Origin of the sequence: Streptomyces antibioticus (genome assembly GCF_002019855.1) — a bacterium.
Classification (GTDB): domain Bacteria; phylum Actinomycetota; class Actinomycetes; order Streptomycetales; family Streptomycetaceae; genus Streptomyces; species Streptomyces antibioticus_B.
The window spans coordinates 8,026,325-8,042,648 of the sequence record NZ_CM007717.1; the positions used below are offsets into that span (position 1 = coordinate 8,026,325).

7 protein-coding genes are annotated in these 16,324 nt (G+C 68.0%); 6 read left to right on the forward strand and 1 reads right to left on the reverse strand.

Going from position 1 to position 16,324, the window contains the following annotated elements; translation table 11 throughout:
* Positions 1–10 precede the first annotated feature (10 nt).
* The 4 genes from AFM16_RS36230 to AFM16_RS36245 all read left to right on the forward strand — a co-directional run bounded on the left by AFM16_RS36230 (position 11) and on the right by AFM16_RS36245 (position 5,351).
* Positions 11–937 (forward strand): poly(ethylene terephthalate) hydrolase family protein, encoded by a 927-nt coding sequence (locus AFM16_RS36230; protein WP_030782344.1) that lies wholly within the window; start codon positions 11–13, stop codon positions 935–937.
* A gap of 122 nt (positions 938–1,059) precedes the next feature.
* On the forward strand, positions 1,060–2,478 hold the full coding sequence (locus AFM16_RS36235; RefSeq protein ID WP_078636518.1) for a pyridoxal phosphate-dependent decarboxylase family protein: 1,419 nt from the start codon (positions 1,060–1,062) through the stop codon (positions 2,476–2,478).
* Positions 2,479–2,664: 186 nt separating this feature from the next.
* Positions 2,665–3,183, forward strand: a complete 519-nt coding sequence (locus AFM16_RS40325) for a hypothetical protein (protein ID WP_245177894.1) — start codon at positions 2,665–2,667, stop codon at positions 3,181–3,183.
* Positions 3,184–3,419: 236 nt separating this feature from the next.
* Positions 3,420–5,351, forward strand: a complete 1,932-nt coding sequence (locus AFM16_RS36245; protein WP_078636519.1) for a lectin — start codon at positions 3,420–3,422, stop codon at positions 5,349–5,351.
* A gap of 248 nt (positions 5,352–5,599) precedes the next feature.
* Here AFM16_RS36245 and AFM16_RS36250 read toward each other — a convergent pair whose 3' ends face one another.
* Positions 5,600–9,049, reverse strand: coding sequence for a DNRLRE domain-containing protein (locus AFM16_RS36250; RefSeq protein WP_078636520.1), 3,450 nt, complete (start codon positions 9,047–9,049; stop codon positions 5,600–5,602).
* A 69-nt stretch (positions 9,050–9,118) separates the two neighbouring features.
* Here AFM16_RS36250 and AFM16_RS39620 point away from each other — a divergent pair, with 69 nt between their 5' ends.
* Positions 9,119–9,256: a hypothetical protein gene (locus tag AFM16_RS39620; protein ID WP_167797320.1), complete on the forward strand. Its 138-nt coding sequence runs from the start codon at positions 9,119–9,121 to the stop codon at positions 9,254–9,256.
* Between the two features lie 405 nt (positions 9,257–9,661).
* Positions 9,662–16,315, forward strand: a complete 6,654-nt coding sequence (locus AFM16_RS36255; RefSeq protein WP_078636521.1) for an RHS repeat domain-containing protein — start codon at positions 9,662–9,664, stop codon at positions 16,313–16,315.
* The last annotated feature ends 9 nt before the right edge of the window (positions 16,316–16,324 follow it).

The window sequence follows — 16,324 nt, forward strand, 5'->3', positions numbered from 1 at the left end:
AGGTGATCTCGTGTTCCGTACGCTCCTGCGCTCCTTGACCGCGCTGCTGCTGACCGCGGCAGCCGCCCTTACCCTCGCACCCGCCGCACAGGCCGCCCCCGCCGTGCGGGCGACGGACCCCTTCACCACCGGGTCGTTCCCCGTCGCCTACACCGACCTCACCGTCTCCGCCTCGGGCCGCTCCTACAGCGCACGCGTCTGGTACCCGGGCACGACGGCCGGGGCGAACGCGCCGGTCGCCACCGGCACCCACCCCGGCCTCGCCTTCGGACACGGCTTCTTCCAGGGCATCGGCCAGTACGAGAGCCTCCTCAGGCACTACGCGTCCTGGGGCGTCATCACCGTCGCGCCCAAGTCCCAGGGCGGTCTCTTCCCCAGCCACACCGCCTTCGCCGACGACCTGAACGCGGCGCTCACCTGGCTCACCACCCAGAACGGCACCGCCGGTTCACGCTTCGCGGGCGCGGTCAGCACCGACCGGCTCGCCCTCTCGGGCCACTCGATGGGCGGGGGAGCGGCCCTGGTCGCGGCGGGCCGCAACCCGGCCGTCGCCACCGTCTCCACCCTCGCGGCCGCCGAGACCAACCCCTCGGCCGTCACCGCCTCCGGTTCGCTGACCATCCCCGTCCAGTATGTCGGCGGCAGCTCCGACACCATCGCCAAAGTCGCCGACCACCAGCGCAAGATGTACGACGCCAAGCAGTCCGCCAGCCAACTGCGCGTCATCACCGGCGGGTTCCACTGCGGCTTCGAGGACAGCTCCGGCATCGGCTGCGACAGCGGAACCGTCACCCGGGCCACCCAGCTCCGCCTGACCTACGGCATCACGACCGCCTGGCTGCTCCACACCCTCGGCGTCGACTCCTCCCTCCACGACCAGGTGTGGGGCGCCGCGGCCCAGAACCTGACCGGAGTGACGTACACCGCCAAGCCCTGAACCCCGGCGGGCGGCCACGGCGCACCCCGTGGCCGCCCGCCGTGCTCCTCGTCTGGGATTCCGGTCCACTTCCTCCGGATTGGCTCCCGCGTCCGCCCGGACCGCCCGCCTACGCTGCGGACATGCACCCCACGCTCCGCGCCGACCTCGACCGACTCCCGGAACTCCTGGCCTCCGCCCGTGACTTCGCGACCCGTGCGCTCGCCGGCATCGGGGAGCGACCGGTCTCCGCCGCCGTACCCGCCCCCGACCCCGGCCCGCTCCCGGCGGCCGGGGTCGGCGCACAGGGCGCTCTGGAACGCTTCGCCCGGCAGTGGGAGCCCGGCTTCTCCGGTTCGGCGGGCCCGCGCTACCTCGGATTCGTCACCGGCGGCAGCACCCCCGCGGCCCTCACCGGCGACTGGCTCACCGGCGTCTACGACCAGAACGGCTCCAGCGGCGGCGGTTCCGGCGCCGACGCCCTGGAGCGCGAGACGCTGGGCTGGCTGCGGGAACTGTTCGGCCTGGGCGAGGCGCACCGGGGCGCCTTCGTCAGCGGCGCGACGATGTCCAACACCGTGGGCCTGGCCGTGGCCCGGGAGTGGCTCGGCGAACGGCAGGGCGTGTCCGTCTCCCGCGAAGGAGCGGCCGCTCTCGGCCCCGTCCATGTGCTGTCCGGCAGCCCGCACTCCAGCATCACCAAGGCCCTGTCCGTCCTCGGCATCGGCCGCGACCGGCTGCGCCCCGTCCCCCTGCTGGGCGGTGACCGCGAGGCCGTGGACGTGTCCCGGCTCGCCGAGGCCCTCGACGTGCTCGACGGGCATCCCGCCGTCGTGGTCGCCAACGCCGGGACGGTGAACACGGTCGACTTCGACGACCTGCGGGCGATCGCCGCCCTCAAGGAGCGGTACGACTTCTGGCTCCATGTGGACGCCGCCTTCGGCGCGTTCGCCGCGCTCTCACCGGCCCACGCCGCTCTGGTCGACGGCCTCGACGCCGCCGACTCGATCTGTGTGGACCTGCACAAATGGCTGAACGTCCCCTACGACGCCGCCGTCCAGTTCACCCGCCGCCAGGACCTCCAGGTGCGGGTCTTCCACAACGAGTCGCCGTATCTCGGCCTGCCCACCGGCACCCCCGACTTCCTCCATCTGACCCCGGAGAACTCCCGGCGGCTGCGCGCCCTCGCCACCTGGTTCTCGCTCACCGCCTACGGCCGTGAGGGCCACGCGGAGATCGTCGGGCGCTGTGTCGCGCTGGCCCGGCGGCTGGGCGAGGGTGTCGCGGCCGTCCCGGGGCTGCGGCTCCTGGCGCCGGTGCGGCTGAACGTCGTCTGCCTCACCCTCACCGAGGGCGCGACCCCCGAGCGGCTGGGCGCTCTGGCGCGGGCGGTCGCCGACTCGGGCGAGGCGTTCCTCACGCCCACGGTCCTGCACGGAACGCCCGCGCTGCGCGCCGCGTTCAGCAACTGGCGTACGACGGAGACGGACACGGACCGGGTCCTGGACGCCCTGGCGCGCGCGGTACGGGAGTTGGGGCCCGCCCCCGTCGCGGACGCGTGAACAGGTGGCGCACGGCATGCGTCGGCCCCACTGCCCGGGGGGACGGGGGTGGGGCCGACATGCGCTCGGGTGGCCGGGGGGAGGGCACTTGTCCCGAGCTGTGTCCCTCTGGTGCCCGGTGGCGGGGGGTTGTATGCCTGTCCCGGGCAACCTGCCGCCATCGGATCGGACGATCACGGATCCCGCATGGTGTCCGCGGGCCTGGGCACCCGCGACCGCATGCACGGAAACCAGACGTATGCCACGACGGACACGCACGGCCGGCCCGGGCGCCGGGCGGACGTCTCACCACGGCGGCCGACCGGCCGGTCCGGGGGAAGGCACCGGCGCGGCGGCGGGCGCGGGGGCCGGTGGCACCGCAGGCTGCTGGCCTACCGCGGCGTCGAACTGCTGCCGTCCTCCTCACCGGACGGCCCGGGCGAGGAGTGTCTGCTGCTGGTGCACATCCGCAAGGTCGTCGGGCGCGTGACGTATCACGCGTGCGACCGGTGCGCCGAGGGCGTCATCACGGACGTCGTGCTCGAAGAACCCTTCCTGGGCTGCGGGTTGGGCACCCGGGCGCTGTCGCATCTGCGGGCCCGGTACCCCGAGGTCACCTGGCGCACCACGCTCGACACCCGTCTCACCCGCGATCTGATGCACCGGCTGCGCATCCCCAGGATCTCCGGCGCGGAGTCGGAACGGCACTGCTGCCGGAACCTGTAGGGGGAGTTGTCAAGGGGCGCGGCAAAGCTTGGAGATGTGGACGCACAGTATTGACGAGTGCATGTCTTATTAGTTGAATCACGCCTTGAGATAAGTCACCGAGGTGTCGCTGAGCCGCACACCTGCCCCTCACCGTGCCCTCTCAGGCGTGCGCCCGGACGTCCGGAGCCGTCCGGACCGTTGTGGCGTGCATTCAAGCCCTGAAGGCGACGGCCCCCCCCACGAGAGGTCTCGTCATGACTCTGCCGCACAGACTCCCGCCCCGGCGCGGAACCCCCTCGTCCGGCCGGCTGCCCGCCACCGTGGCCGCCGTCCTGCTGCTCGTGCTGGCGCTGAGCGTCGGCCCCGGTCTGACACCCCGGGCCGCCGCGGCGGGTGAACGGGTCGACGTCTGGCTGACCACGACGTCCGACGCGGCGGGTCGCAACGTCACCCGCGGTCTCGCCCAGCAGACGGCCGTGAACTTCGGTTCCGCGGGCGGCGGCGCCGACCAGACCATCACCGTCGACGAGGGCACGACCTACCAGCAGTTCGAGGGCGGCGGCGCCTCCATCACCGACACCACCGCCCATCTGCTGCGCGGCGGAGCCATCAGCGCCGCCACCCGCGACACCGTCATGCGCAAGCTGTTCTCGCCCGCCGACGGCATCGGGCTGTCGTTCGTCCGGAACCCCATCGGCGCCTCGGACCTGTCCCGGCCCGGCAACGTCTCGCTGGACGACACCTGTTGCACGCTGAGCGACTTCGGCGCGAACGGCTACGACGCCAATGTGCGCCTGCTGACCGTCCAGGCCAAGCAGCTCAACCCGGCCCTGCGCGTGAAGGGCGTGCCGTGGAGCGCGCCCGGCTGGATGAAGGACAACGGCCGTATGGACCAGATGGGTTGGCTGAAGTGGGAGTACTACCCGCTGTACGCCCAGTACCTGGTCAAGTACGTCCAGAGCTACCAGGCCGCCGGAGTGCACGTCGACTATCTGTCGGTGCAGAACGAGCCCAACTGCTGTCAGGCGGGCAACCCCACCGCCATGAACTACCCGGGGATGAGCTGGAATCCGTCCGGCCTGGTCGAGTTCACCAAGAACCATGTCTACCCGGCCTTCCGGGCCGCCGGCATCGACACCAAGGTCCTGATCCACGACTGGAACTACGGTGACTACGCGAACTTCGGTGCCGCCATCCTGGCCGACGCCGGTGTGCGCAACGACCCGCTCTTCGGCGGCATCGCGTGGCACGGCTACTTCGGCGATCCGGCCGTGGGCACCCAGGTCCACAATCAGTACCCGACCGTACGGCAGTTCAGCACCGAGCACTCCGGCGGGACCTGGATCACCAACCAGCACAACGAGGACCTGGCCGACATCGTCACCTACGCCCGCAACTGGAGCAGCAGCCTGGTCAAATGGAGCCTCGCCCTGAACCAGGACATGGGCCCGCACAACGGCGGCTGCGGCACCTGCACCGGCCTGATCACCGTCCAGGAAGGCGGCCCGCGCGCCGGGCAGGTCGACTACACCGTCGAGTACTACACCACAGGCCATCTCACCAAGTTCGTCAGGCCGGGCGCCTACCGGATCGCCTCCACCGCCAGTTCCTCGGTGCCCAACGTCGCCTGGCGCAACCCGGACGGCTCCAAGGCGCTGATCGCCCACAACGGCTCCACCTCGGCCCGGTCGGTGCGTGTGGACTGGGGCAGCCAGTCCCTCGTCTACACCCTGCCCGCCCGGACGACGGCGACCTTCACCTGGTCCGGCACCCCGTCGGGCAACCCGGGCGGCGGCACCACGGGCACCCTCACCGGTCTGGCCGGCAAGTGCCTGGACGTCGCGGGCGGTGCCACCGCCGACGGCACCGCCGTACAGCTCTACGGCTGCAACGGCACCACCGCCCAGCGCTGGACCGTGGGAGCCGACGGCACGGTGAGGGCGCTCGGCAAGTGCCTCGACGTGAGCGGCGGTTCGGCGGCCGACGGGGCGCGCGTGCAGCTCTACACCTGCAACGGCACCGCGGCCCAGCAGTGGTCGTACAACGCCGGCACGCACGACGTCGTCAACACCGGCGCGAACAAGTGCCTGGACGTCACCGGCAACAACTCGGCGGACGGCACGCCCGCCCAGATCTGGACGTGCACGGGCGGGGCGAACCAGAAGTGGACCCTGAACGCGGCCTGACCCACGCCACCGAGCTGCCGGGCTCCCGGGAACGGGGGCCCGGCGGTGGTCGGGTTGCTGCGGCGCCAGCGCGGACGCCCGCATTCGCGCGTCTGTCAACTGCGACATCCGCGTAGCCGCCCTCGACCTCGTGACCAGGGGATCGCGCCCTTCAGCGTCTCCTCAAGCGAGGCGGTGAACCATGGGCGAGAGCGGGTCCCGCCCATAGGGGGCGGGACCGTGGCCTTGGGCGTCGCGGAGTGTAGGGCTCAGCCGATGGCGATACGGGTCTTCCAGTAGCTCGCCGGAGCGATGATCTCGGCACCAGATCCTGACAGTGCCGTCTTACTGCCCGCGTAGAAGCGCACCGCTCCGTCGGAGCGCACGGTCCAGATGTCGGGCACGGAGTCCCCGTTGACGTCGGGCGTCCCGATGAGGTGCGGGATACTGGCGCTGCCCCAGCCCGCGGCTCCGTACTCGATGTCGACGCCGCCCGAGGAGTTGGCCGCGGAGGCAAGCGAGGTGAGTGTCACTCCGCCGCCGGAAGCCGCAATGCCCTTACGCAGCAGCAATCTTGCGGAGACGTCGGTGCGGTAGACGAGATCACTGACGCCGTCACCGCTGATGTCCTGAACGGTGACGATGTCGCGTTCGGTCCAGGCTGAGGCGGACAGTCGTACGGCCTGGTCGACGGTGGCTCCGTGGTAGCCGGTGAAGGCCCACAGTGCGTCGCCGGAGGTGGCGAAGAAGTCGGTTCGTCCGTCTCCGGTGATGTCGCCGGCCGCCACGATCTGGCTGAGGTCGGCGGGCTTCGGTGCATTGTCGGGCAGGAGTATCTCGCGGCGCTTGTCGACGTTCACGGCGCCGTAGCCGTCGCCCGGGTAGACCCACAACTTGCCGCCGACGCGCACGACGAGATCTTGGAGGCCGTCTCCGCCGTAGATGTCGCCGTTGTGGGTGATCAGGGCACCCTTGAAGTGCCCGGAAGGGGCGGCGACGAAGGGCGGCAGGTCGTCGCCGTTGGGGTCCTTGTCGGGATTGGCGCGGTAGGCGCCGGACATGGAGTAGTCCAGGTCGCCGCTGCCCTTGGCGAGGTCGTTGGTGGCCTGCGAGGGGTAGAGCGCCAGGTTCCCGCCCTCCGTGACGACCATGAGGTCGGCGAGCTTGTCGCCGGTGAAGTCGCCCGGCGCGTCGGCTTGGTCGCGTGGCGAGACGTAGAAGAAGTACTTCGTCGGCTGCGAGACGTTGCCGGCCGCGTCCACGGTACGGACGTACAGGACGTTCGGCCCCGCGGTGGGCGGCTTCGCGTTCGCGAGCGTCGCGGTCACTGTGGTGGCGGTACCGGATGTGCGAGCGAGCGAGAAGGGGTAACTGGCGGAGTTGAACCCGTACTCATACCGGACGACATCGGTATTGAGGGCCCGCACGGTGAACGAGCCGGGGGTTCCGAACTTCTTGGCGCTCCAGTTGGCGTCCTCGGCGTCGTTGCCGAAGCCGTTCTCGTCGCCGTCGGCGTTGGGAAAGTCGGTGGAACTGACCTTGGGCGGCTTGGGCGCACTGGTGTCCAGGACGAAACGGCACGGTGTCTTCGCCGGCGCAAATCCGGAGGTGGAGCCAGCATCGTCGCGTGCTTGGACCCGCCAGGAGTACAGGGTCCCGTTGCTCAGTTTGCTCGTGGAGAAGCCTGTGGTGGTGCGCAGCGCGGTGTCCGTGTCACTGCCCGTGGAAACCTTGCCCGTGGACCCCAGCAGGTCACCCGTGTTGTCCCACTTGCCTGTGGGCCACAGGTCGAAATCGAAGAAGTCGAGGTTTTTGTCCTTGTCGGATGCGCGGGCGGTGAAGGTCAGGTTGCCCGACCCCATGCGGACGTACGGCTCGGTGGTGGTGCACTTTGCGTCGGGGCCAAGGTCGAGTGCCTTGGGGTCGATGGTCGGCCGGCGGTTATAGACCAGCTCAAGGACAGGCGCATTGTCACCGTCGGCCTGGAACTTCTTCCACGCGTACTGGCTGTGCTCGTCGGACGCCCGCATGCCGAAGGTGATGCTGTCTTTCCCTTGGTCGGCGCGGAGCTGGGCGGCCTTCTTCACATCGAAGGTCTCGTAGGCATCCCGGCAGCCCGACTTGTATCCGTGGGCGAAACTCTTGGTCGCGTACTTGTTGCCGTTGTGCAGCTTCGGGGCGTTCTTCCAGTTGGTGTGGGAGTTGATGGCGCCGGTCAGGTGAACCGTCATCGAGCGGGAACTGCACGACCACGCATATGTCTCCAGGACGCGCAGCTTCGCGCTGGTGATCTTCGTGCCCTTGAGGTCCTTGTCGAAATCGATGTTGAAGAATGAGCGCGAAGTTCCCCAGGTGTCGGACTCGAAGCCGACCCGAGCCTCGTGCGTACCGCCTTTGTTGAAGCCTTTACCGTTGTAGAAGGAGGCGTTGGGGTGCCTGCTGTAAGCGGTGGTCCAGTTCTGCGTGTGCTTCTTCACCGAGGGGTCGATGAAGACCGGGTACGTGGTCGCAGGGTCGGTGAGAAAGTTCGGGTCGGGTGTGAAGACCCAGTTCGCCCCGGACAGGCCGACCTCGACCAGATCGCCGCGGGAGTCGGGGGACGGGCCGTCGATGGAGGGCAGACTGAGCGTGGCCGCCGATCCGCTCTGCGAGGGCGCGGGGGTCGGCTCGGGTGGCGCAGGCGGCAAGGGGGACTCGGACACCGTAGGTTCGGGACCATCGGTGGCCGACGGGAGGGTTTCGGGGCTGGTGTCGCTCTGCTCGTCCGACTCGGCTGGCGTGTCCTCGCTGGGGCTGGCGCTGTCCTCCGGCGTTGCGCCCTCGTCCGTGGGGATCGGTGACTCTGCCTCGGTCGGCTGGGCGGTGGCGCCGACTGTGCTGTCGGTGACCGCCGGGAGGCCGCTGCTGTCCCACATCAGTGGAGTGGGCGAGGTCGCGACCTCGTTGCCGTAGGCGTTTTCAGCCATGAGGACGTGGGACACCGGGTCGAGCCGGAAGGTCAGGTCCTCCGACGTGATGCCGTACGACAGTTGCCGGACACGGGCGTCGGAGGCGGCCTGCCGGTTCTTCAGGACGACCAGTTGGGCGAACCCGTCGTCGTCGGCGGTGAGGACCAGGTCGGCGCCCGGGAGGATCTCGGGGTACAGGGCGCGGGAGCCGTCGATGATCGGGGCGGGGACGGTGCCGGGCCAGGTCAGTTGGAGCTCGTAGTCGTCGATGTGCAGGGTGGCAAGCGCCGTGTCGGTGCCGTCCCCATTCGTGGCGCCCTTGACCAGGGGCATCCGGTGCACGGAGCTTCGGGATGTGCGTCCCGCAGCCCGGGAACCGGGTGAGAACACCACCCGGGTGTTGGTGGCCTGCGGTTCCCAGCCCTCCGCTGTCCGGTGCAGGCGGTAGTCGATGTCCTTCCACTCGCTGCCGACCTTGGCCCGTACGGGGGAGGAGTACAGCTTCTTGGCCATGCTGCCGTCGGGGCGGGCCCAGGTGGTGGAGCGCGCAGTACGCAGGGCGGTGACCTCGACCGGCTTGCCGGTCCGCGCGGCCGTCTCCACTGCCGCTGCCTCGGAGAGGGGCCCGGGCCGTCGGTCGGGGTGGCTGCCGGCGCCCTTCGGGCTTTCCAACTGGAAACCGGTGTAGGCGAGGCCGCCCACCAGCACGGCCGCGGTGAGCACCACCGCGCTGGTGCGGCGGCCAGGCATCCGGCGCCGGGTACGCGTCATCGGACGAGGTCCCTTCCCCCTTGGAGCCGGCGCGCGGGGCGGGCGCGGCCGGAATGGTGAAGCCGGGCCATGAGACATCGGCTCCCCGGCGCGGATCTTCCCGATCCGGTCAGGGCATGGCAGGGCCAGCTGATGATGACCCATGTGAAGGCCTTCGTCACCCTGTGCACCGACGGGGCGAAAGCGGAAGCGGGCGTGTCGTCGTAGCGCATGTGGTGCTTCGCGTGGCCTGACCGCAGTCGGTGGGTGACCACACCCCGAGGGGCGAAACGGTCGGTGACGACCTTAACGGTCGCCTGATGGCATGGATCTGATAGGTGATCAGTGGATTGCTGCCGGACGAACCGAAAGGCCCAGGGATTTCCGGAAGATGAGCAGAGTCGACTTAGTCCGACACGCAGGGCTACGGCCGATTACGATACGTGATGATGATCACATGGCATGGTCCGCTCTGGCGCGTGTTCACGCTGTCGTCGCAGAATCTTCGCCATCTGATACGCCATCACGCGTGGTCCGTTCCCGGTCCCGCCACAAGTGGTCCGGGGGGACCTCGCCGTGTTCGGTCGCTTTTCGTCTGCCCGCCGCCGCCGTCTGGGCCGTGTCGTCGTGCCCATGGTCGGCGCTGCCCTGCTGGTGGGGCTGCTGCCCGTCCAGTCCTTGGCACTGCCGCCCGACCCCACAGCTGCCGAACAGGGCCGCGAAACACTGGAACTGGAGACCCTGGAGAAGGAGACGCCGGTCACGGGCGAGACCTTCGAACGGGACTTGGAAAGCCTCAAGGTCGAGGTGCCCGCCGACCAGGAGCAGCCACCGGCGGGCACGGCGACAGCGCCCACCGCGGAGACCGGCACGGTCAGTTTCGGCACGGCCACAGAAACGGCCACCGCCACGAGGGCAACCGCCAACAGGGAGACGGCCCTCGTCCGCGGTGCCGCAGACGTCCGGGAGATCGGCCTTACCCCGGTCGGCGCTCTGCCCGTGAGCCTTGGGCAGGCACCCGGTCAGCCCGCACCCAACGGCACCTGGCAGGTGTCCGTGGCTGCCCGTACCGCCACCGTGTCAGAAGGCGTCGACGGCGCAGTCATCACCGTTCAGGCTCCCGCGACCGGCTCCGTCCCCATATCCGTCGAGCTCGACTACGCCGAGTTCAAGAACCTCTACGGCGCGGACTGGGCCTCCCGACTCCGCTTCGTGCAATTCCCCGAGTGCTACCTCACCACCCCGGACGACGAGGCATGCCAGGCATACGAGGAGTTGGAGACCACCAACGACTCCGAGGCCCAGTCGATCACCGCCACGGTCGACACCGCCGCTGACGGCACGGTCACGCCGGTCGCCGCCGACAAGTCAGCGTCGTCCGGCCTTCCCTCGATGGTGCAGGCTGCATATCGCGATACGGCCACACCCGTGACCACGTCCGGCGACACCGCCGTCATCGGCGCGGTCGACTCCGGGGGTGGCGCGGGAGGGTCGTTCAAGGCCACCCCCCTCTCTTCCGACGGCAAGTGGGAGGCTGGTGGATCCTCGGGAGCCTTCACATGGTCCTATCCGCTGGCCGTTCCGACCCCGCCGGCCGGGCCGTCCCCCACCGTCGCTTTCTCCTACAACTCCCAGACAGTGGACGGGCGTACCGCCGTATCCTCACCGCAAGCCTCTTGGATCGGTGAGGGCTGGGACTACGACCCCGGCCATATCGAGCGGCGCTATCGCCCTTGCCAGGACGATCGCAAAAGCCTGAACTCCGGAACGCCCAACAACACGGCCAAGAAGGACAAGACGTCCGACCTGTGCTGGGTGTCGTACAACGCGGTGATGTCGCTGGGCGGCAGGAGCACCGAACTGGTGCGGGTCGGCGCGACCAACACCTACCGGCCACAGCAGGACGACGGCACACGCGTCGAGCTGAAGTCCGGGGGCGGCAACGCCGACAACAACGGCGAGTACTGGGTCGTCACCACCACCGACGGCACGCGGTACTTCTTCGGCCTCAACGAGGTGGGCGGCGGCCACGCCGATACTCACTCCGTCTCCACCGTCCCTGTTTTCGGTAACCACCCCGAGGAGCCGTGCCACGCCGACACCTTCGCCGACTCACGCTGCGGCGCTGGGAAGAAGCAGGCGTGGCGCTGGGGCATGGACAAGGTCGTGGACGTGCACGACAACGCGATGATCGTCAACTGGAAGCAGGAGACGAACTACTACGCGGTCAAGAAGAAGTTCAAGTCCCCCGAACAGTACGACCGCTACGCCTACCCGTCCTCGATCGAGTACGGCATGCGTGCTTCCGACCTGACCAGTCCGTCCGCCACCATCGAGTTCGGGGTTGCACAGCGTTGCCTGAAGTCGGCCACGATCTGCGCCGCCGCGAACTTCGCGAAGACCGATGACCCGGGTGCGTACCGTCCATGGTGGGACACCCCGGGCAACCTCAACTGCGAGTCCACGTCCAAGTTGTGCCCCGCCTTCCCGTCCTTCTGGACCCAGGTCCGCCTGGACACCGTGACGACGAAGGCGGCCCGCCCCGGGCAGAGCGGCCTCGGCAGCGTCGACACGTATGCGCTGCATCAGTCCTTCCCCGAGGACTGGTACGACACCTCTCCCGGCCTCTGGCTGAACTCGATCACGCGTAGGGGCTTCGCACCCGGCGACTCCACCGGTCTGCTTCAGTCGAAGGACGGTGTGAGCTTTGCCCAGTACACAGTCGGGTCCGCCTCACCACTGCGCGCCCGCCTCAAGGACCGCCAGCTGCCCAACCTCGTCGGCAGCGGCCCGAACGACCAGCGACCGGGCTTCACTCGTCCCCGCATCGGCACCGTCGCGACCGAGTACGGGGGTGACATAGAAGTCGAGTACACCGGTGGTTGCGCGAGTGAGCCCGCCGAGGACAAGGGCAGGAGCAACGGCACCTGCTACCCGGTGCGCTGGTCGCCGGACGGGGACGAGAAAACGCCGGCGAAGGCGTGGTTCAACAAATACGTCGTGGCCTCCGTCACCGAGACCGACAAGGTCACATCCCACGGCAAGCCTGTTCACACCTCCTACTCCTACACGGGTCCTGCCTGGGCCAAGACCGACGACGAGTTCACCCGCCCTGCCCTGCGCACATACAGTGACTGGCGTGGATACCGTCAAGTGGGGGTGACCAAGGGCAGCAAGTCCACCTCTCAGCAGGGCGACCCGCAGTCCCAGTCGTACTCCGAGACGCGCTACTTCCAGGGCGTGGGCGGCGAGGTCAAGGACAGTACAGGTAAGTACACGCTGGTCACGGAGGATGCGCCGCAGTATGCGGGCATGACAGCCGAATCGATCACCTATCTCGACTCGGACAAGCGGGTGCAGTCGCGAACACTCACCTACCCGTGGTCGCAGCAGACGGCTTCCCGCCCCCGCGAGTCGGAGGCCGGCACGGACATCGAACCGCTGTTGGCACACCGTGTCGGGACCAAGCGCACGGACGAGATACAGACAGTCGACACCAGCTGGCGGGCCGTCCGCACGCTGACCACTCCCGACGACACCTACGGTCTGCCCGTGCAGGTCGAGACGGCGGTGGTCAAGCCCAATGGAGACGGGGGCGAGGCCCTCTCCGACCAGACGTGCACCAAGACCTTGTACGTGCACAACACCTCGGACTGGCTGATCGGACTCCCGAAGGAACGGCGGACGACAGCCACCTCCTGCGCTGGGTACGGATCGGCGGACCCAGCTACCGAGTTGAAGCAGGCGGTACGCAACACCTACGACAGGCTGGCCTACGGAGCAACCCCCGCGCAGGGGCAACTCACCTCGGTGGCCGAGATCAACGGTGCCGGCACCTCGTACTCGGTCGTGACCGAGAGCACTTACGACGAGCTGGGCCGACTGCGTACTCACAGCAAGCCCGGTGAGGGCACGACCGAGATCCAGTACACCCCGGCGACGGGCGGTCCGGTGACCGCCACCAGAACGATCAACGCCATGGGGCATGTCACCAGGACGACGTTCGATCCGGGGCGAGACCTGCCGTTGACGGTCACCGACCCCAATGGCAAGGTCACGCGCACCGAGTACGACGCGCTGGGACGTCTGGTCAAGGGCTGGTCGGCGGCTCGTGCCGGCGAGGGGGACCCGGATGTCCAGTTCTCCTATCAGGAGGCGATCGCCACCAGCGAGCAGACCCGCCCGGCAGCCGTCACTGCCAGGACGCTGAAGGGCGACGGCACCTACGCGCGCCAGGTGACCATCTACGACGGTTTGATGCGCCAGGTCCAGACACAGGAGGACGCGCACGGGCCAGGGCGTATTGTCAAGGACACGACCTACAACGACCACGGTCTGGTCGATGAGCAGACCGGCGGCTATCTCGCCAAGGGCGAGCCTGCGGCCGAAATCTTCGCTCCGAAGTCGAAGTCGCTGATACCCAGCTGGACGAAGACGCGTTACGACGGTCTGGAACGTCAGGTGCGTCTGTCGACCTATCTGGACGGCGACTACCGGTACGCGACCGAGACGGCCTACAGCGACACCAGCGTCTATGTCAACCCGGCCGGTTCCACCGCACCCCGGACCCGGACGTACACCGACGCCTTGGGCCGTGTCACCTCGTTGAAGCACTACGCGCAGAGCGGTGCCGCGTCGACGACGGGCCGTACGACGACCTACCACTACGACGTCCGCGGCAACCGTTCCGAAGTCATCGATGCGGCCGGAAACACCTGGACATACACGTACGACGCGCGCGCCCGCGTCACCTCCGTCAACGACCCCGACACCGGCAGGACCAACACCTGGTACGACGAGGCGGACCGGCCGAACAAGGTGACCGACGCCGAAGGCCGGACCACCTATACCCAGTACGACGTCCTCGGCAGGCTCAGCGCGATCCGTGAGGGATCCGAGACTGCCACGCCCGTCAAGGAGTTCACCTACGACTCGCTGCCCGGTGGGCTCGGCCAGCCGGCGGAGTCGAAGCGGCACACCGCCGACGGCGACTACATCAACCGGGTCACCGGGTACGACGCCGGGTACCGGCCCACGGGCCGTGAGACGGTGATCCCGGCCAACTCGATGACCACGGGGCTCGCGGGGACATACGCATACACGTACACGTACACCCCCGTCACCGGGCAGCCGCTGTCGGTCACGATGCCCGCGATCGGTGGTCTTGCGAAGGAAAGGGTCATTACCCGCTACAACGGTGACGGCCTGGCGGAGTCCACGTCCGGACAGTCCTGGTACACGGCGGACGTCACCTATTCGCCCTATGGCGAGGTCCTGCGGACGGTCTCCGGTTCGCAACCCCAGCGAGTCTGGACGACGAACTTCGTCGACCCTCGGACGGGCCGACTGCAACGCACCATCGCCGACCGTGAGACGGCGGGCCCGCATCGCCTGACGGACAGCTACTACTCGTACGACGCCGCAGGGGTGATCACCTCCGAGGCCCGTCGCCTCTCGGACGCTTCCGGGGCGACGTGGGACAACCAGTGTTTCACCTATGATGCGATGGGCGAGCTCGTCAACGCCTGGACCTCGAAGGCGGCTCCCGACGGCGCCGGCACTGGCTGCACGTCCACGGACGGTAGCTCCTGGGGCTACCGCACCGACTTCGAGACCTCATCAGGCCCGGTCGCTGACGCTCCGGATGCAGCGACCGATGTCACCTCCCCGGACAGTGCGCTGACGTCGAGTCTGGCCGCTGCCGCTCCCCAAGCGGCCACGGTGTCCACCGGAGCCACTGCCTATCGCCAGTCGTTCACCTTCGACTGGCTCGGCAACCGCGCCACCATGACAGAGCATGACCTCGCGGACGCGACCAAGGACGTCGCCTACAAGTACAGCTACACCACACATCAGCCGCACACTCTCCAGTGGGTCAGCACCAATCCTCCCGGCAGGGGCAGCAGCTACTCCTACGACGCGGTGGGCAACACCGAAGTCCGCGATCTGTACGACACAACGCAGAGCTTGACGTGGACATCAGAGAACAAGCTCGACACGATCACAGACGACGGCAACAAGACGACGTACGTCTACGACGCCGACGGAAGCCGCATCCTCGAGCATTCGTCGGCAGGATCGACGCTCTATCTGGGCGAGACCGAGGTCACCACTGACTCGGCGGGCAAGGTCACCCGAGCCTCGCGCGCCTACAGTCAGAGCGGTGCCCCGACCGTGACGCGCACCGCGAGCAACGGCGCCGCCACGGGTCACAAGCTCAACGTCCTCCTGGCCGACCACCTGGGTACTGCCACCACCTCGGTGGAACTGTCCGGCAGCCAACCGGTGACCCGCCGTGCGTACAAACCGTACGGTGAGCTCCGCGGCCCCAAGCCGACGACGTGGCCCAACAAGCGTGGCTATCTTGGCGTCGGTGTTGACGACGCGGCCACCGGACTGACACACATTGGCGCGCGCGAATACGACCAGGACTCGGGACGTTTTCTCTCCGCGGACCCTGTGGTCGACATCGCCGATCCGCTTCAGATGAACGGCTATGCCTACAGCCACAACAGCCCGGTGTCACGTAGCGACCCCACGGGCCTCATGGACCTTGTCAAGGCCGAGTCCATGCATGCGAAGCAGCAGGAGGAGCAGAAGAAGAGGCGTCGCGCCGAAATCATCAAGGAAAAGTATACGAAGGCGCACGACACGGCGATCATCATGTATATGACGTGGTTGCGTCTCTTGCAGCCCAAGGGGAAGGGCAAGGTGACCGTTGATCTGCAGCAGACCAGGGGGTACCGCGACTCCGAGAACTACATCAGGAATGTGCCAGGGAAGAAGAAGGGGGGCTGGGCCGACCTTCTCTACTGGACGGAGGACACGGTGTATGTGTGGGATGTGAAGCATTTCGGAGGCGCGGCAGAAATTGCAGGTGAACAAGAGGTCAAAGACTATGTGAGCAGCCTCAGGAAGCAGCTCGCGGCCGATCCGAAAACTAAGGAACTCAAGGTCAAAGTCGGTTTCAAGATGACGCCGATGAAGGGACCGAATCTCTTCAAGACCGGTGAGTGGGTGGATGCCTTTCCGTCGGTGCAGAGTGATGGCGTCATCGCGTACAGGAAATCGAACATCAAGGACGACAAGAACCGAAACCCCAACCCTCCGCCGAATCGTGCTCCTGTGACTGAGGAAAAGCCCTGGTACTCGCAATGGAAAGAACGGTCCCAGGAGTGGTGGCACAATAACGTGGAGAATCACGACTGGTCCAGAAGCCCGTTCGGAGGTTCCTCTGATTCCTCGTCTCTCTTCCCGGGGCTTGCTGGTCCTCTGCTAGCCTACTGACTTCAAATC